The following is a 17,356-nucleotide window of genomic DNA, read 5'->3' on the forward strand; positions in this document are numbered from 1 at the left end:
TTGAAACCCTTTACAAACTGGAGGATAGCAAGGATAATGGAGTTACCGAAACCGGTTTCGGGTATTTGTCCTGGAATTGGTTTTTATCACAATAATGGTTTGAGTGGCCGAAAATTTTCGGAATATGCCAATACAATATGGAAAGGAAGTAGCTTTATGGCGACAAGTGGTTGGAAATTTCAGGGGAAAGAGGGCGTGTTTCGGCTTGAACAGCCCGAGTTGAGCAGTTATTTGTATTTTCCTTTGGTGAACGAAGCCGGAATGATGTCCTCGGTGTCTCCAACCCTGCATGGGCAATCGACAACGGGGCATAATTCGTTTCTGCTGGAGCCGATCTCGGTGGAGAGCCTGCATAACTCCAAAGCGGCGCGGAATTTTTGGGTCTACCTCGAAGGGTACGGGGCTTGGTCCGCTACCGGAAACTCGGCGCGGCAAAACGCCGCGTTGTTTTCGGAGAAGAACGAGCATTCCTCGCTGGAGGCAGGGTTCTTGTGGCATAAGTTGACCCGGGAGAATAACCTTCTGAACCTACGGGCAGAAACGACCAGCTTCGTACCCGTGACGGACGACAAAATCGAACTGATGAAGGTTCGGCTGACCAATACAGGTAACACGGAACTCATATTCACGCCAACTGCCGCGATTCCGCTGTATGCGCGTTCGGCGGACGACCTGCGAGATCACCGGCATGTCACGTCCTTGCTTCACCGGATTTATACCTCCGTCCACGGCGTTGAGGTTCAACCGTCGCTGTCTTTCGATGAGCGCGGGCATCGTGTCAACCAAACAACTTACGGCGTTTTTGGTGCGACGCAGGACGGTAAAGCCCCAGTCGGCTTCTTCCCGGTAACCGAGGATTTCATCGGCGAAGGCGGGGCCTTGGACTGGCCGCAGGCCGTGGTCGCCAATCGCCGCCCGGACGTCGAAGCGGGGGCTGTTGCAGAGGGATACGAGGCGGTTGGCGCGTTGCGGTTCGACACGGTCCGGCTGGCGCCGGGAGCATCGGTGTCCTATATTGTAGCCATGATCATCGCCGACGACCGTATGGATACCAAGCGTGTTGCCGCAGAGTATTTGTCAGAGCAGCGATTCAACGAGTTGCTGGAGCAAAACCAATCCTATTGGTTAGGTAAGCTGGATACGCTCTCCTTCCAATCCGGAGACGAACAACAGGATCTCTGGATGAAATGGGTCACGCTCCAGCCCATTTTGAGACGCATGTACGGGAATTCTTTCCTCCCGTATCACGACTATGGACGCGGCGGACGGGGCTGGCGAGATTTGTGGCAAGACTGTTTGGCATTGCTGGTTATGGAGCCGGACGAAGTTGGCCATTTACTCTACAATAACTATGCCGGTGTTCGGATCGACGGCAGCAACGCGACAATTATCGGTGCAAAGCCGGGTGAATTTATCGCCGACCGCAACAATATTCCACGGGTATGGATGGATCATGGTGCCTGGCCGCTGTTGACAACGCTGTTATACATCCACCAAAGCGGGGATCTGAGATTCTTGCTGAAACCGCAGACGTATTTTCGCGACGTTTTCACCAAACGATGCCGGGAGCGCGATCTCACTTGGACACCGGATCAGGGAAACAAATTGCACTCGGACGACGGACGCATTTACGAAGGGACCATTTTAGAGCATATCCTCCTCCAAAATATCGTGCCGTTCTTTAACGTTGGGGAACACGGCAATATTAAGCTGGAAGGTGCGGACTGGAACGACGGCCTTGATTTGGCACCGGCACGCGGGGAGAGCGTCGCTTTTACGGCGTTCTACGCCAGCAATTTGCGAGAACTTTCCGAGTTGATCGCACGATTGGAACATGCGCCAGGCGGAACGGACACGATTGAGATCGCCGAAGAAATCGCCGTTTTGTTGGATAGCCTAGAAACGCCAGTCGACTATGAGAGTATCCCTGCTAAACAGGAGTTGCTGGACCGTTACTTCGATTCTGTTGTCCCGGCCGTCAGCGGGCGGAAGCGGAAGTTAAACGTTCAACAGGTGTCCGAGGACCTTCGGCGGAAAGCGGATTGGGCGTTTGGACATTTGCGGAAGCAGGAATGGATTCGCAGCGAGGAAGGGTTCGAGTGGTTTAACGGATATTACAACAACGATGCCGTGCGGGTGGAAGGAGATCATCCAAACGGTGTACGCATGACGTTAACCGGTCAAGTGTTTACGATCATGGGCGGCATTGCGACGGAGGAGCAAGTCGGAAAAATCACGGCTGCGGTTGATCGGTACCTCAAGGATGAGCAAATCGGTTACCGCCTGAACTCACGGTTTGGCGAAATCCAACAAAACCTGGGGCGGGCGTTCGGATTTGCCTTCGGCCATAAAGAAAACGGGGCGATGTTCAGTCACATGACCGTGATGTACGCCAACGCGCTGTATAAACGCGGATTTGTTCAGGCCGGCAAGCAGGTGCTGGATTCCGTCTACCGCTTGTCCGCCGATTTCGAACGGAGCCGGATGTATCCAGGGGTTCCGGAATATATTAACGAACGGGGCCGCGGCATGTATACTTATTTAACGGGATCGGCTAGCTGGCTGCTGTTGACGCTGTTGACAGAAGTATACGGGGTGAAAGGCGATTACGGTGATCTGCGTCTGGAGCCGAAGTTGACTTTGGAGCAATTCGATGCGGAAGGAGAAGCTTCCGTGATCACCAGTTTCGCCGGTCGGAAACTGCAGATCGTTTACCGAAACCTGCAGCATACCGAATATGGACAGTATCGAATCGGAGAAGTTGCCTTAAACGACAAGGCGCTGGATTGCCCCTCTCATCGTGAGGTCTGCCTCATTCCGCGTCAGGCGATCGAGACACTGCCGGAAGGAGTCGTTCACCGCATAGAAATTACGCTGAAAGCGTAACGGATAGGAAGGAATTGTCGATGGCTTATCATTTACAAAACGACCGATTGAGCGTGAAAATTGCCGAACTCGGCGAAGCGTACCGCGGGACCCGGTTCGACGGGTCCGGAATTATTACCGGTATCGAGCTGAACGGACGGCACCAGTTCTGCGTGCCGGAAAGCCTGACGCCGGGTACAGGTACAGGCGGGATCGGGTTGTGCAGCGAATTTGGCATTAAAGAAGCGATCGGGTATGAGGATGCCCGTGTAGGCGAGCTTTTTCCCAAGCTGGGCGTGGGTTTGCTGACCCGACCGGACGAAGCGGAATACCGGTTCTACCGGGAATATGCCTGCAGACGGTTTGAGACGGAAATAGAGCAAAAGAGTGCGCAGCAGATCTGCTTTACGACCCAACCGGCAGAATGCCGGGGATATGCCGTGCGCATGCTCAAGAATATTGAAATTTCGGGTAACCAGTTGTTTGTCACCTATACAGTGGAGAACACTGGAAACCGAACGATTTTGACTGACGAATACAGTCATAACTTTTTAGGTATCGATGGATATGCGGTTGGGTCGGATTACGTGCTGAAGCTGCCGTTTGTTCCGAAAATTTGGAGCGACGAACCAGAGACGCTAGAGGGCTTAGAGTTTAAAGGGGATCACGTAACCTGGGAGCGGCGTCCGGAGAAGGATTTTTATTTCCGGATGGACCATTTTGACGGACGTGAGGTTCCGTGGTTGTGGGAATTGACGCACCATCCCAGTGGCCTGACCGTACGCGAGTTGAGCAAGCTTCCGTTAAGCTCGGCTGCCGTTTGGGGACACGGACATGTCATTTCCCCGGAAATGTTCTTCGCGGTTCATGTGGCGCCGGGAGAACGACAAAGCTGGACACGGATCTATGAATTTAGCGTTGAATAAACCCATTACTCCTTTCCCTTAATGAAGCGTTAATGTGTCAATTCTGCAAAATAGTGAATTTTTGCGAAATAACGGCTTGCTGGGAGATCGAATAGTTGCTATGATAATCGTTAATTATATTCGAAACCAGACATGGATTGTAAAGGGAAGGGATGGGGAGAAATGAGTAACAGAGCTTATAACTTTAACGCGGGCCCAGCCGCGTTGCCGCTGGAGGTCCTGGAACGGGCGCAGGCGGAGTTTGTTGATTTTCACGGGACAGGCATGTCGATTATGGAGATGTCTCATCGGGGCGCCGTTTATGAAGCGGTCCATAATGAAGCGGCCAGCCGGCTGCTGAAGCTGTTCGGCACTCCATCCGGTTATCAGGTGTTGTTCCTGCAGGGCGGGGCTTCCACTCAATTCGCCATGCTGCCGATGAACCTGCTTACGGAAGGCAAGACGGCTGGATACGTGAAATCGGGCAGTTGGGCTACGAAAGCGTTAAAAGAAGCTAAACTCATCGGTGAAACATTCGTAGCGGCCTCCTCGGAAGAAGACAAGTACATGTCGCTCCCGGACGTCAGCAGCCTACGTCTGCCGGATAACACCGCTTATCTGCATGTAACCTCGAATGAAACGATAGAAGGCACGCAGTTCCGCGATTTCCCGGACACCGGCAGCATTCCGCTGATCGCGGATATGTCCAGCGATATTTTGTGCCGTCCGTTTGATTTGACCCAGTTCGGAATGGTTTATGCCGGCGCACAGAAGAATCTGGGACCATCGGGGGTAACCGTGGTGATCGCCCGCGAGGAGCTGCTGCGCGAGTCGCCGAAACATCTGCCGACGATGTTCCGGTACGATACGCATGCCGAGAACAACTCGCTGTACAATACTCCGCCATCCTTCTCGATTTATATGGTGAATGAAGTGCTGAAATGGATCGAAGAGCAAGGGGCGCTTGAAGGCATCGAGAAGAAGAACCAAGATAAAGCTGATGTGCTGTATCTAGCGATTGATGGAAGCGGCGGATTCTACCGGGGTTGCGTACGTCCAGAAAGCCGTTCGACGATGAATGTCACTTTCCGTCTCGCGAGCGAGGAGCTGGAGAAACTGTTCGTGAAGGAATCCGAGAAGGAAGGCTTCGTTGGGCTCAAAGGCCATCGCAGCGTTGGCGGCCTGCGCGCATCGATTTACAACGCGGTACCGAAGGCGAATATTCAAGCGCTTGTCGATTTCATGAATCAATTTCAAAAAACGCACGGATAAAGTGTATAGCAGGGCTTCCCTCGGAACGCTCCGTTACGCCGCAACCTCCAAACCCGCCTGTTGCTAGGTGAGGGTTGGAGGTTTTTTGCGGACAAAATTTGCTATAATGAAACAAGTACGGTCTCTGATGGGCCGATTTTATTATTTAGGACGAGGAGTTCGATCATCATGGCCTTACATATTGTGCTGGTGGAGCCGGAGATTCCGGCCAATACGGGAAATATCGCCAGAACCTGCGCAGCGACGGGCATCCATCTGCACCTGGTGCGTCCGCTTGGTTTTCGGACAGACGACGCTACGATGAAGCGGGCTGGTTTGGATTATTGGTATGCGGTGCATATCGAATACCACGATTCTTTTCAGGAAGTAGAGGAGAAGTATGCGGGTAGCCGGTTCTTCTTTGCTACAACAAAGGCGGACAAGCGTTATACGGATTTTCAGTTCCAGGACGGAGATTTCTTCGTGTTTGGTAAAGAAACCAAAGGCTTGGCACCTGAAATTTTGGCCGCCCATCCCGAAACGGTCATGCGCATGCCGATGACCGACAAGGTCCGATCGCTCAATTTGTCGAACTCTGCGGCTATCATTGTGTACGAGGCACTGCGGCAGCTTGATTTTCCGGGGATGCAGTAAGTTTTAGTGACGAAAGAGAGAGGACCTTGGACGTGTGCGAGGTGCGGATCGGGGAATAATGCTTTATGGCGCCAAGGGTACACATTTATACCGCAACCCATCCGCTGGATCCGGCTGAACGCAACTCCGGGGCCAAATATGGCAAACCGGTGAACATCGGTAACAACGTATGGATTGGCGGTCGGGCCGTGATCGTTCCCGGGGTAACCATCGGTGATAACGCGGTAATTTCCGCGGGTGCGGTCGTGACGAAAGATGTGCCCAATGGAGCCGTTGTTGGGGGCAATCCTGCGAAAATAATTAAAAACGTGGAAATGTAGCAGGAATCCTGAAAAAAATAGCGAAATATAATAGATTAGGTATTTGGTTCTATTTTTACATAACTATTTTTCAGGAGAGGTGTACAATTTTATGAAACCTGCTGGTGTGGTCCGTAAAGTGGATCAACTCGGGAGAATCGTGTTACCCAAGTCGCTTCGCAAGAGATATCAAATGAACGAGGGAGATCCCGTCGAGATTTTGGTGCAAGGGGATCACATCATTTTGGAGCGTTACCGGCCGAAATGTGTTTTCTGCGGATCGATGGAAGGCGTGAGCGATTTCAAAGAGCGTTCCATTTGCAATCAATGCCTGGTCGAAATGAGCCAACTGTCCTAGATCCATTTCAGGACGTTTGATACGTTTAGCAGCACCAGAGCACAACAATAAATAAGCTTCCCTCGCGGGAAGTTTATTTATTTTGTCGGCTTGCGTCGATTTCTGTCTGACGCATGCGCTAAGCGCAGGGGAGGATGATGGTTAGTGGCCGATGCGTCGCAGAATGATTCTAGTGGAAGATGCCACCGACTGTGGCAGATCGTCTTTGTTGAGGGCCTCGAGGTTGAATGCAGCAGAGCCGCAGTCAGCGCTAACGGACCGTAGCGACCTTATTTGCCGATTTCCCGGTTATTTCCCGCTGTAACGGACTCCAGAGACCTTATCGGCACCTTCGAGCGGCGTTTGAGCCCTTTTTGTGCGAAATAAGGTCTCCTGGGTCCGTTAGAGTTTGGCGGATCCCAAAATGCGTGTAATAGCATCTCTGGTGTCCGTTAGCTTAGGGACGGAGTAGCGGAGCGTAGCTAGGGGCTACGAGAGCAACGGAAGGCCCGGCTGAATCCTAAGATTCGACGCCGAGCCTTCTTCATTGAACTACTTCGTGATGGGAAGCCGCCTTTTTGACTAACCGGTTCAATCTAAAGTCAAAAGGGAGGGTTTTCAGCATCGAGAAGGTTGGAAGAAGCTTAGGGACGGAGTAGCGGAGCGTAGCTAGGAGCTACGAGAGCAACAGAAGGCCCGGCTGAATCCTAAGATTCGACGCCGAGCCTTCTTCATTGAACTACTTCGTGATGGGAAGCCGCCTTTTTGACTAACCTATTAAAGGCCTTTGGTTTTATCTTCGTTATAGGCTGCAGTCAAAATCCCGCACAAAAACATAGCCAAAACGATAGTAATAATCCAGAACGTTAAAGAGAATGACAAAGCCGAACACCTCCACGTTGTACTCCTTATCCTATTATACCCGGCGATGGCCCAAAAATAAATCCAAAATGTGAAATATTTCATAGACAAATCGATCGCGTGGAGGCGCAATGCTTATTTGAAAAACAAGAAATGAGTGGGCACTGGGCGAAGTGCGCCATCAGATGGTTTATTGATCACTCGGCCATTGACGACCAGGGTAGAAGAGCCACCCCCGTCCAAATTATAGGCATCCTGTACCCCCATCTTCCACAGCTTGTTCTGCAATTCTTCCAGTGTAGCACCGGAACGTCCCTTTTCGTTATCGCCGTCGACAACTAGCACAAGCAACTGATCATCCTTGTAATTCCCGATCACCGTACGCGGTGCGCGCAGCGGGGACGTCTTCCATTTTTGGGGGATCGGGAGTTTCACACCGTTCTGCAGCAGGATCGGCACGAAGGAGGCGCCGAACTTGGGCTGCAGCTTGTCGAGGCTCGCCTTGCTCTGAAACTTGCCGCCGACCAGTTGGCCCGACCGATTCATTCCAACAAAAAACAAATCCTTATATGTCGGCTCGAAGCCGTTAACGTACTGACCGTTCATGATCGTGGTGCTCAAAGGGTAGCGTTCCCCGCGGGAATCTGCAAATCCACCGGCATTAATACCAGCGACCGCGCCATGTCGCTGCACGGCTTGCTTCGTCGTCTCCGCCCCACCCACACGGTCCTTCCCTAACGTCATTTTCATGGCGTCCGGCGACTTGAGTCGGATCTTCATCGCATACCCTCGATAAGTGCCAGGGTTAACCTTGTACAATTCGATGCGAATCATGTCACTTTGAATGGTCTCAAAGGGGGAACCTAACTTGGACGTAATACGTCGGTTATAAATGGATTCAGGACGAGTTGCCGTCGTTTTTGCCGTTTTGACGATGGTGCTCATCGTTTGGGTTGTTTTCTGGTAAAGTTCGGCCGTTTGGCGGATGGAGGAGATCGTCGTTTTGGCATCTTTCTCCGCCTTGGTTAATCCTTCCAAAATCGAAGCCGTGGTTTGGAAAACTTCAGCGTCATGCGTGATGGGATGGGGAGCTCGGTTCCATTCGATGGCGGCTCCGCTGATGAAGAGTGCAATCAGCATTCCGATCAACGGGCCGGTAGTCAGCAGAAAAAAACGGTTGATTTGTTTGACCGGCGTAATCATTTGAGCAGGTCCATTTTCTTCTGAAGCGCGGCTAGCTGCTGCTTGACCTCGCTCAATTGCGAATACAATTTGTTGCTGTTATCCGTTTTTTCGCTGCTGTTGTCTTTCGTGAATTCAAGCAATTCGTTGAACGCTTCCACCTTGCTTTGCAAATCCTTCACCTCGCCGGACAAAGCCGTTAGCTGAGCTGTATAATCCGCCTTCATTTGTTCGGCTTCATTTTGCCATTTGATGTCCAACTGGTCGATCATCGATTGCTTCAAATGATTGCTATACATGTAGGCCGCGGTAACCCCGGCGCCGATCAATAGGACCCAAATCAACAAGATCATGGCTACGGAAGGCCGCCGTGACTTCCTGCTGCGACTCGTTTCGGTGACGGTTGCAGGTTCCGTAGAGTAAGACATGGTAAATCACCTCATAAGTAATATTAAAAGTTGTCATGATGCAGTTTTCATTCTATCATGACGACACTAGGTTCGCAAAAATGATAGATTTGCCAATGATTCGTCAAAATCAGGCATGACGCGCAGTTAAGTCCCCATTGTCTGGGAAATTTGTCCTGAGGTACAATCGCTTATACAAGATGAAAGCGGGGTGTGCTTGTGGATACGGGTCTGGATATGTTGAAGCGCCGACTGCCGCCGGCTTTCGCCCGGGAAATCGAAGATCGGTTGCGGGAAGGGAACCTGATTTCGCTGGCTGGGCCGCATGGGAACGGAGTCGGAGCACGCCTGGATCGGGAATATAGCGTGGACAACAATGGGCAAGAGGGGGAGCCGGCGGAGCGCAGGGGGATTCGCACGCTGCTGGATTGGTTGGCTTCGGCATACGAAGAAGCCGAAGGCATTAGCAAGGAACCGCAGCAATGGATACTGGCCGAAAGCGCCGATGGGGCGCTTGACCTGCTGCTGCGGGCGTTGGTTCCCGGCGGCGGCACGGTGCTCGTTGAGACGCCGGCTGCACCGGAGGCGCTGGAGCTGATGCGCCGCCGCGGCATCCGGGCGGTCCCGGTGGACTGCGACCGGGATGGCATGCTGCCGGACGACCTGCGGCGGAAATGCGAGGCGGCCGGGGGGCGCCCGGCTATGGCGTATGTAACGCCGCATTACTCGAACCCGTCCGGCCGGGTGTGGAGCCGGCAGCGCAAGCTGGCACTGCTGGAGCTCAGCGAGTGGCTGGGCCTGCCGATCGTTATGGATGATACGGCGAGCTTGGTGCCCTTCGCCGAAGTGGGAGATCCGGTAACCGATAGGGAAGAGAAGGGAAGCAAGGATTTACTGGAGCAGACGGCGGGGACAGAGTGTGAAGGTACGGCTAAGGAGATGGCGGGAACAGAAGTAGAGGACCTATCCAAGGATCTGAAAGAAAACGGGGGACAAGGGGACACGACGTCGCTGGATGTGCTGCGCCAGCAAGCGGGCCTATGGGGAGCCGAGATCGTCAGCCTCGGCTCTCTGGAACGGACGCTGACGCCGCAGCTGCCGCTGGCCTGGCTGCGCGGCGATGCGAAAACGATGGAACGGCTGCGCCGCGTTCCATCGCTGGGCAGCTCCAGCGCCGCGGGGGCGGCCGTGGCCGAGCGAGCCGGGCGGCTCCACGCCTGGCTCGCCCAGCCGCCGGGGCGCGGGAGCGCCGCCGCCGCCGAGGCTGCGGCGGCGTATGCCGCGCGGCGCGCGCTCGCGCTGGAGCTGCTGCAGGCGCCCGCTTGGCGCGGCGCCTGCGTAGAAGACCCCGGCGGCGGGCTGTACCTCTGGCTGCGCCTGCCCGCCGGGGTCTCCAGCGAAGCGCTGCTGCGCGCTTCGCTGCTGGAAGACACAGCGTTCCTGCCGGGGACGCTGTGCTATGCCAAAGAGCCGGATGATCGCTTCATCCGGCTCACCGTCGCCGCGCACGAACCGGCGCGGCTGCGCGAGGGGCTGGCGCGTCTCACCGCCGCCCTCGCCGAGTTCACGGCGCGCTCCGTGGACGAATGAAGGCTGCCCGAATCGCAATAAGGGAGGTAGAACGATGGCGACGTTATGGGCAATAGGGAAATTCGTTCTGTTTATGGCAGGCCTGGGTCTGGCCGTCTATGTGTATCTGTTATTCATGAGAGGTCTGAATCAAATCCCGGAACCTAAAGATCAACGGGATAAAGATCAGAGCTGAGCGGGCCAAGGATTAATTCCATGGGTCTAGGATAGACCAGCGTATCACCATCCCGCCAGTTCCTAGAGGCGCTCCCCTTCCCGCTCCGCGGTCGCCGCTACCCGGCGCCACCCGTCGACGACGTGGGCATACTGACGCAGCCCCTCTGCGCCGTCCGGCGTCAGCGCGTAGCGCCCGCGGACGACGCGGCGGAACCAGCCGTAGTAATCGCGCTGCAGGATCGCGGCGGCCGTGCCGACGCCGCTGCGGTCACGCGCGTCCTTCGGCGACATCTCGCCGCCGCCCTCCTCGATGGCGAGCGCGATGCGCAGCGCCCGTTCGCGGTAGGCCGTCACCAGCTTGGTGCCGGTGCTGCCGCCAACGTTGTAGTCGCCGCTTCGTTCGTGGAACTCATGCAGCAGCTTCTCCGCCCGGCGTTTGACCACTTTCGGCCCCGGCGTGTACAAGGCCTCGTTCCCCGGCGCACACAGGATCTCCACGAAAGCGGGTTTTGTTTTATACCGAGTAACCGCGATCAGTCCCAGCCCCAGCCGGCGGCAAAGCAGCGTGATTTCGCTCCAACGCTGGTTGTGCGCCCCTTTTTTGGCGCGATTCCGTTCTACAGCCAAATACACCTCGGGGCTGAGGCGCTGGCGTTCCAAACCCTGCAGCAGCAGGGGAAGATTAAACGTCTTTTTCATTTCCACGATCAGCGGTTCATCGCTGCCCGGCCGAACGCCAACCAGGTCGCAATGCCGCACCTCGCTCTTGATCACATATCCGCGCTCCTCAAAAAAAGCCTTCAGCGGAGCGTACAATTCCGTCTCATGCTGTACCGCCATGACGATCCCCTTTTCCTTCCCATGATCATGTAAAAAGTATATCACAAACCTCAATTCCTACTTTTTCCATCCGAATATTTTCGTCGGAAAAAAGGTCAACTTCTCCCATTCACGCGCATAGGTATGTAATACACTTTTTATCGTGGAAGCTCCATACACTGGTCAGGCAAGTTCTAAAGATCGGGGACGCGGGAGAACCCCCAAAGCGGGAGTACAGGAGGTACCTAACATGGACATTTTTGAGCGTTTAGCGGCTTACCGGGCGGAAAGCGACTCCTTGTCGTGGAGCGGCACATTTAAAGATTATGTCGAACTGTTGGCCAAAGACCCTTCGCCGGCGATGACCGCCCATGCCCGGGTTTATGAAATGATTAAGTCCTATGGCATAGAAGAGGATGATGGCAGGAAAAGGTATAAATTTTTTGAACAAGAAATCTTCGGGCTCGATCGGGCCGTCGAAAAGCTGGTCGAGGAGTACTTTCACTCCGCCGCCCGCCGGCTCGACGTGCGCAAGCGGATCTTGCTGCTGATGGGACCGGTGAGCGGGGGCAAATCGACGCTGGTTACGCTGCTGAAGCGCGGACTCGAGAAGTTTTCTCGGACCGATAAAGGGGCGGTGTACGCGATCGCGGGTTGCCCGATGCATGAGGACCCGCTTCACCTGGTTCCGCATGAGCTCCGTCCGGACGTGGAACGAACGCTGGGTGTCCGGATCGAAGGCAATTTATGCCCGATTTGCCAAATGAGGCTGAAGACGGAATACGGCGGCGACATCGAGAACGTCAAGGTCGAGCGGGTGCTCTTGTCCGAAGACGACCGCATTGGGATCGGCACATTCAGCCCGTCGGATCCGAAGTCGCAGGATATCGCCGATTTAACCGGCAGCATCGATTTTTCCACGATCACGGAATACGGGTCGGAATCCGATCCAAGGGCGTACCGCTTTGACGGCGAGCTGAACAAAGCCAACCGCGGTCTGATGGAGTTCCAGGAAATGTTGAAATGTGATGAGAAGTTTCTGTGGAACCTGCTGTCTCTGACGCAGGAGGGGAATTTCAAGGCGGGGCGGTTCGCGTTGATCTCGGCGGATGAGCTGATCATCGCGCATACCAACGAAGCGGAGTATAAATCTTTTATCGCGAATAAGAAAAACGAAGCGTTGCAGTCGCGGATGATCGTCATGCCGATTCCCTATAACCTCAAGGTGTCGCAAGAGGAGAAAATTTACGCCAAGCTGATCGGCCAAAGCGATATGAGTCACATCCATATTGCCCCGCATGCCCTGAGGGCGGCAGCGATCTTCTCCATCTTGACCCGGTTGAAGGAGACGAAGAAGCAAGGCGTCGATCTGGTGAAAAAAATGCGCCTCTACGACGGCGAAGAGGTCGAGGGCTACAAAGACGCCGATTTGAAGGAGCTGCAAAACGAGTACCTGGAGGAGGGCATGTCCGGCGTCGATCCGCGGTATGTCATCAACCGGATTTCCAGCGCGCTAATCAAGCAGGATTTGCATTGCATGGGCGCCTTGGATATTTTGCGGGCCATTAAGGACGGCCTGGACCAGCATGCTTCGATCACGAAGGAAGAACGCGAGCGCTACCTGAACTTTATCAGCATTGCCCGTAAGGAATATGATGAGCTCGCCAAAAAAGAAGTACAAAAAGCGTTCGTTTACTCGTTCGAGGAATCGGCGCGCACCTTGTTCGAGAACTACCTCGACAATATCGAGGCGTTCTGCAACTGGACGAAAATCCGCGATCCGCTCACCGATGAGGAGATGGATCCCGACGAGCGGCTGATGCGCTCGATCGAAGAGCAAATCGGCATCTCGGAAAACGCCAAAAAGGCGTTCAGAGAGGAAATCCTGATCCGCATCTCCGCGTACTCGCGCAAAGGGCGGAAATTCGAATATAATCACCACGACCGGCTGCGGGAAGCGATCGAGAAGAAGCTGTTCGCCGATCTCAAGGACATCGTGAAGATCACGACCTCGACCAAAACGCCGGACGAAAACCAACTCAAACGCATCAACGAGGTCAGCAAGCGGCTGATCGACGAGCATGGCTACTGCCCGGTTTGCGCCAACGAGCTGCTGCGATATGTGGGCAGTTTGTTAAACCGGTAATAAGTTGAAAAAGTTAAGGTGGAGGGGAAACCCTCCCCTTTTTTTGCGTTATTTGCTATGCCCAGCGCGTCTCCAACCGACGTGTCGAGTTTAACTGGATTTTCTACCGTTAATTTGGAGCGAGAAGGCCGTTCGAATTCCGATTTCCCCATCGTCCCGCCTCACCGCCCTCTAGGTATCCGCATACGATAACTTGAACTTGAAACCTTGGAGGCGAATAACGAATGAGTGTTCAACCATGGGGGCACCCTCAACAACGCATCGTTTATCAGGCGGACCCGCAATCCGCGCAGCATTTGCGATCGATCCGCGACCGAGTGCAAGGTATCTGCCGTCAGCATGTCAATCAAAGAGTCCGTATTGAGACGATGGACGGTCATGTGCATGTCGGCCGGATCGTCAGCTGCCAAGGCGGGATGATGCATTTGGCCGTTCCACGGCACGGGGGCCAGCGGGCCTTTGGCGCACCCTTCTGGGGCCCAAGTCCAAGCGATGAGATGATCTTGACGCTGGTGCTTTACGAACTGCTGGTCATCGCTTTGCTGTCCTGACGGGTTCCGCATGCAGAACAAGAGCCGCCTGATCGATAGGATCGAGGCGGCTCTACTTTTGAATTGAAACATCCAACTCAACGGCAACGTTATTATAAGAAACAAATGCGGGAGGATTCCATGGAAAAGGGTAACAAACTCATGTTAACCGTAGTTGCACTTGCGATAGTAGCGTGTACCTTCTGGGCGGGTTATTCGGTTGGCTTACGGCAGAACGAGCCTGTGGATCCATCTGACATCCAGCAAACCATTCATTCCAAATGGGTCATCGCAGGCACCCCACCCTCGCCCACCGTTACCGTACAAGGAACCGCCATCGAGGTTGCCCGGGCCAGTTACTCTTGGTGCTCGCCAGTCCTTAGCAGCGAAGGCAGCTGCGTCAGCGTGGATGCCAGCCTCCCCGAACTAAAGGCAGCCGTTGTTCCGGGAGGCGCTCCGATCGATACCGAGGCTCCAGAGGGCATCAAGGAATTCACGCTAACGGGGACGGACCCGGAAGGCGGAGCCCTCAATGACCCTTATAAGGTTCCTCAAGTGACAGGTATCTACCTGTACCGCATCCATTGCGAATGGTTCCTGGATCAAGGTCAAAGTGATTTCTATTTCAGCCTGAAGGTGATCTAACTCAAATCATCTTCCTCACATGCTTCTGCCCGTCATAGGAGAACATCGCGCGCTTCTCTTCCACCACCGTCTCCAGGTGTACGGGGCGGCCCCACAGCTTGTAAACGTGGGGGAGCGTGTGCTCCAGGTATTTCAGGTCCAGCTCAAGCCCCTCATACTGATGCTTCAGCAGCAGCTCGCCGGAGCGCAGGTAGTCGCCGTCCTGGACGACGATGTACGGGGAGCCTCCGTTCACGCGGGAGGCGACCAGCTGGTCGCGGATATGCTCCCAGGTTTTGTCGGTGATTTTCCACTCCGGGCCTTGCTTCTCGAAAATGTACAAATCCAGGTCGCGGACGAGTTCTTTGGTCAAATAGCTGCGGAGGAACGAAGTGTCGGAGTCGAGCTCGCGCACTTCGAAGATTTTCTCCCGGCCTTGCCCGGGCTCGCGGCCAAAGCGGCGGCGTTCCTCTTCGGTCGGGTGATCCCAGCGGCGTTCGATGTCCTCGAAGATCTTGAGCCCGAGGTAATACGGGTTCAAGCTTTGCCGCGACGGCTGGACGACCGAGGAGTTCAGCTTGGCGAATTCGACCGTTTCGTCGCTGGTGAGGTCGAGTTCGCGGATAATGCGCTGATGCCAGTAGGAAGCCCAGCCCTCGTTCATGATCTTCGTTTCCATCTGCGGCCAGAAATACAACATTTCTTCGCGCAGCATGCTCATGATATCCCGCTGCCAATCCTCCAGCGCTTCCGAGTATTCCTGTATAAACCAAACGAGATCTTTCTCCGGCTCGGGCGGAAATTGGACGGCTTTTTCTTTGGCTTCCGCCGAGCGTCCGCTCGGATTCTCGTCCAGCGACCACAGATCGTCGTAGGCGCCCTCCTTCACCTGCCCATACCGTCCGTCCTTGGCCCGGCGAAGCTTCTCCTCCATTTGTCGGCGTTTGTCGTACCGCATTGGCTTGATCAACTGCGGGTCTACATGCTCCTGGACCGCGAGCACGGCGTCGATAAAGCTTTCCACGGTACTCGCGCCATAAGCCAATTCATATCGGCTGATTCGCTCGGCGGTCGCAGACATGCTCTCCACCATATCCCGGTTGGTCGCGGAGAATCGCATGTTGTTTTTGAAGAAATCGCAATGTGCCAGCACGTGGGCAACGATCAGTTTGTTCTGGATCAGCGAATTGCCTTCCAACAAAAAGGCGTAACACGGGTTCGAGTTGATGACGAGCTCGTAGATTTTGCTTAATCCAAAATCGTATTGCATCTTCATCTTGTTAAATGTTTTGCCGAAGCTCCAGTGCGAGAAGCGGGTTGGCATGCCGTAGGCGCCAAACGTATAGATGATATCGGCGGGGCAAATTTCGTACCGCATCGGATAATAATCAAGCCCGAAGGAGTCGGCGATTTCCATGATTTCCGCGATGGCGTATTCGAGCTGTTCCATTTCGCTGCTCAACTGGCCGCACCCCCTTCGCGCTTGTGGAAAAACCGCTTTAACGCGTTATAAACCTCGCCCTTTTCCTTAATGACGTAATACATGAATTTCTCCTGCTTGATCGTCCGGTAAGCGGACATCAAGGTGCTGCCGCGGTTGTACTGGTTGACCTCCCCGTACCCAAACAGGTTGCTGCGCTTCATCAGTTCACCGATCAGCTTGACGCAGCGCTCGTTGTCGGAGGTCAGGTTATCGCCGTCGGAGAAGTGGAACGGATAGATATTGTAGCTGGACGGCGAATAACGGGAATCGATGATCTCCAGCGCTTTTTGATAAACCGAAGAGCAGATGGTGCCGCCGCTTTCCCCCCGGCTGAAAAACTCCTCTTCGCTGACCTCCTTCGCTTCGGTATGATGCGCCAGAAAGACGATCTCCACCTTCTCGTACTGACGCCGCAAAAACCGGGTCATCCAGAAGAAGAAGCTGCGTGCGCAGTATTTCTCGAATGCGCCCATCGAACCCGACGTATCCATCATCGCCAGAATGACCGCGTTGGAGCGGGGAACAATGATCTCCTCCCACGTTTTGTAGCGGAGATCATCCGGCGAAATGCCGTGGATGCCAGGGGTGCCGGCAGTTGCGTTCCGGCGCAAGTTCTCCAGAATGGTACGTTTCTTATCGATGTTGGACATCAGGCCTTTTTTGCGGATATCGTTAAAACGAATCGATTCGGTTTCCATTTCTTCTTTGTCTTTCTCCTGGATGTAGGGCAGTTCCATCTCATCGAACAGCATATCCTCCAACTCTTCGATGCTGATCTCGGCCTCCACGTAATCATAGCCAGGTTGATCGCCGGCCTTGCCGCCTTTCCCGCCTTTTCCGTTGTCCTTGGGACTGTCCTGGCCAAGCACATCCCCTACTTCGCTGCTTCCGTCACCTTGGCCGACATGCTTATGTTTTTGGTAGTTATGGATAAAGCGGTACTCTTCCAAATTGCGGAGGGGAACCTTAATGATCTGCTTGCCGTCCGACATAATGATATTTTCTTCGGTGACGAGGTCAGGCAGATTCTGCTTGATGACCTCCCGCACTTTCTCCTGGTGACGCTGTTGATCCTGATACCCTTTGCGATGCAGCGACCAATCCTCTTTGGAGACGACAAAGTTATATCGATCAGGCGTTGGCATAGATGAACACCTCCATATCGGGATTTCCCGGAACGCTATATTTGTGGATGTAAATAAAGTATATTCACGGGGAGGGGCGATATGTGAGGGAGCTTACGCCGG

At 54.2% G+C, this 17,356-nt stretch carries 15 protein-coding genes and 1 pseudogene; 11 read left to right on the forward strand and 5 right to left on the reverse strand.

The window, feature by feature from the left end; genetic code table 11:
* The first annotated feature begins 156 nt into the window (after positions 1–156).
* The 6 genes and pseudogenes from MKZ15_RS07250 (at position 157) to MKZ15_RS07275 (ending at position 6,332) form a co-directional block, all read left to right on the forward strand.
* Positions 157–2,886, forward strand: coding sequence for a cellobiose phosphorylase (locus MKZ15_RS07250; protein ID WP_339820964.1), 2,730 nt, complete (start codon positions 157–159; stop codon positions 2,884–2,886).
* A gap of 20 nt (positions 2,887–2,906) precedes the next feature.
* The gene (locus MKZ15_RS07255; protein ID WP_339820965.1) at positions 2,907–3,791 is read left to right on the forward strand and encodes a hypothetical protein; all 885 of its coding nucleotides are present in this window, start codon (positions 2,907–2,909) and stop codon (positions 3,789–3,791) included.
* 162 nt (positions 3,792–3,953) lie between these two features.
* On the forward strand, positions 3,954–5,042 hold the full coding sequence (gene serC, locus MKZ15_RS07260) for a 3-phosphoserine/phosphohydroxythreonine transaminase (protein ID WP_339820967.1): 1,089 nt from the start codon (positions 3,954–3,956) through the stop codon (positions 5,040–5,042).
* Between the two features lie 168 nt (positions 5,043–5,210).
* A complete protein-coding gene (gene trmL, locus MKZ15_RS07265) occupies positions 5,211–5,675 on the forward strand; it encodes a tRNA (uridine(34)/cytosine(34)/5-carboxymethylaminomethyluridine(34)-2'-O)-methyltransferase TrmL (RefSeq protein WP_155607093.1) in 465 nt (154 codons plus the stop codon).
* A 26-nt stretch (positions 5,676–5,701) separates the two neighbouring features.
* Positions 5,702–5,995 (forward strand): annotated as a pseudogene (locus MKZ15_RS07270) (DapH/DapD/GlmU-related protein); the annotation flags it as partial.
* Positions 5,996–6,086: 91 nt separating this feature from the next.
* Positions 6,087–6,332, forward strand: a complete 246-nt coding sequence (locus tag MKZ15_RS07275; RefSeq protein ID WP_155607094.1) for an AbrB/MazE/SpoVT family DNA-binding domain-containing protein — start codon at positions 6,087–6,089, stop codon at positions 6,330–6,332.
* A gap of 975 nt (positions 6,333–7,307) precedes the next feature.
* Here MKZ15_RS07275 and MKZ15_RS07280 read toward each other — a convergent pair.
* Complete coding sequence (locus MKZ15_RS07280) at positions 7,308–8,375, reverse strand: phosphodiester glycosidase family protein (RefSeq protein ID WP_193418311.1); 1,068 nt, start codon at positions 8,373–8,375, stop codon at positions 7,308–7,310.
* A complete protein-coding gene (locus MKZ15_RS07285; RefSeq protein ID WP_339820971.1) occupies positions 8,372–8,782 on the reverse strand; it encodes a hypothetical protein in 411 nt (136 codons plus the stop codon). Before MKZ15_RS07285 ends, MKZ15_RS07280 begins: the two co-directional genes overlap by 4 nt.
* 198 nt (positions 8,783–8,980) lie before the next feature.
* Here MKZ15_RS07285 and MKZ15_RS07290 point away from each other — a divergent pair, with 198 nt between their 5' ends.
* Together MKZ15_RS07290 and MKZ15_RS07295 are read left to right on the forward strand one after the other, a co-directional pair.
* Positions 8,981–10,351, forward strand: a complete 1,371-nt coding sequence (locus MKZ15_RS07290) for an aminotransferase class I/II-fold pyridoxal phosphate-dependent enzyme (protein ID WP_339820973.1) — start codon at positions 8,981–8,983, stop codon at positions 10,349–10,351.
* A 34-nt stretch (positions 10,352–10,385) separates the two neighbouring features.
* Positions 10,386–10,526 (forward strand): hypothetical protein, encoded by a 141-nt coding sequence (locus MKZ15_RS07295; RefSeq protein ID WP_155607098.1) that lies wholly within the window; start codon positions 10,386–10,388, stop codon positions 10,524–10,526.
* 62 nt (positions 10,527–10,588) lie between these two features.
* Here MKZ15_RS07295 and MKZ15_RS07300 read toward each other — a convergent pair whose 3' ends face one another.
* Positions 10,589–11,347 carry a DUF2161 family putative PD-(D/E)XK-type phosphodiesterase gene (locus MKZ15_RS07300; protein ID WP_339820975.1) on the reverse strand — a complete coding sequence of 253 codons (759 nt, stop codon included), beginning with the start codon at positions 11,345–11,347 and terminating at the stop codon, positions 10,589–10,591.
* Between the two features lie 229 nt (positions 11,348–11,576).
* On the opposite strand from MKZ15_RS07300, the gene MKZ15_RS07305 reads away from it, so the two are divergent.
* From MKZ15_RS07305 to MKZ15_RS07315, 3 genes are all read left to right on the forward strand, one after another.
* The gene (locus MKZ15_RS07305; protein ID WP_155607100.1) at positions 11,577–13,472 is read left to right on the forward strand and encodes a PrkA family serine protein kinase; all 1,896 of its coding nucleotides are present in this window, start codon (positions 11,577–11,579) and stop codon (positions 13,470–13,472) included.
* 224 nt (positions 13,473–13,696) lie between these two features.
* Complete coding sequence (locus MKZ15_RS07310; RefSeq protein WP_339820978.1) at positions 13,697–14,023, forward strand: hypothetical protein; 327 nt, start codon at positions 13,697–13,699, stop codon at positions 14,021–14,023.
* Positions 14,024–14,143: 120 nt separating this feature from the next.
* Positions 14,144–14,647: a hypothetical protein gene (locus MKZ15_RS07315; protein WP_339820980.1), complete on the forward strand. Its 504-nt coding sequence runs from the start codon at positions 14,144–14,146 to the stop codon at positions 14,645–14,647.
* A 1-nt stretch (position 14,648) separates the two neighbouring features.
* On the opposite strand, the gene MKZ15_RS07320 is transcribed toward MKZ15_RS07315, so the two are convergent.
* Together MKZ15_RS07320 and yhbH are read right to left on the reverse strand one after the other, a co-directional pair.
* Positions 14,649–16,088 (reverse strand): SpoVR family protein, encoded by a 1,440-nt coding sequence (locus tag MKZ15_RS07320; protein WP_155607103.1) that lies wholly within the window; start codon positions 16,086–16,088, stop codon positions 14,649–14,651.
* Positions 16,085–17,254 (reverse strand): sporulation protein YhbH, encoded by a 1,170-nt coding sequence (gene yhbH, locus MKZ15_RS07325; RefSeq protein WP_339820982.1) that lies wholly within the window; start codon positions 17,252–17,254, stop codon positions 16,085–16,087. Before yhbH ends, MKZ15_RS07320 begins: the two co-directional genes overlap by 4 nt.
* Between the last annotated feature and the right edge of the window lie 102 nt (positions 17,255–17,356).

The organism is Paenibacillus sp. FSL R7-0216 (genome assembly GCF_037969915.1).
GTDB classification, from domain to species: domain Bacteria; phylum Bacillota; class Bacilli; order Paenibacillales; family Paenibacillaceae; genus Fontibacillus; species Fontibacillus rhizolycopersici.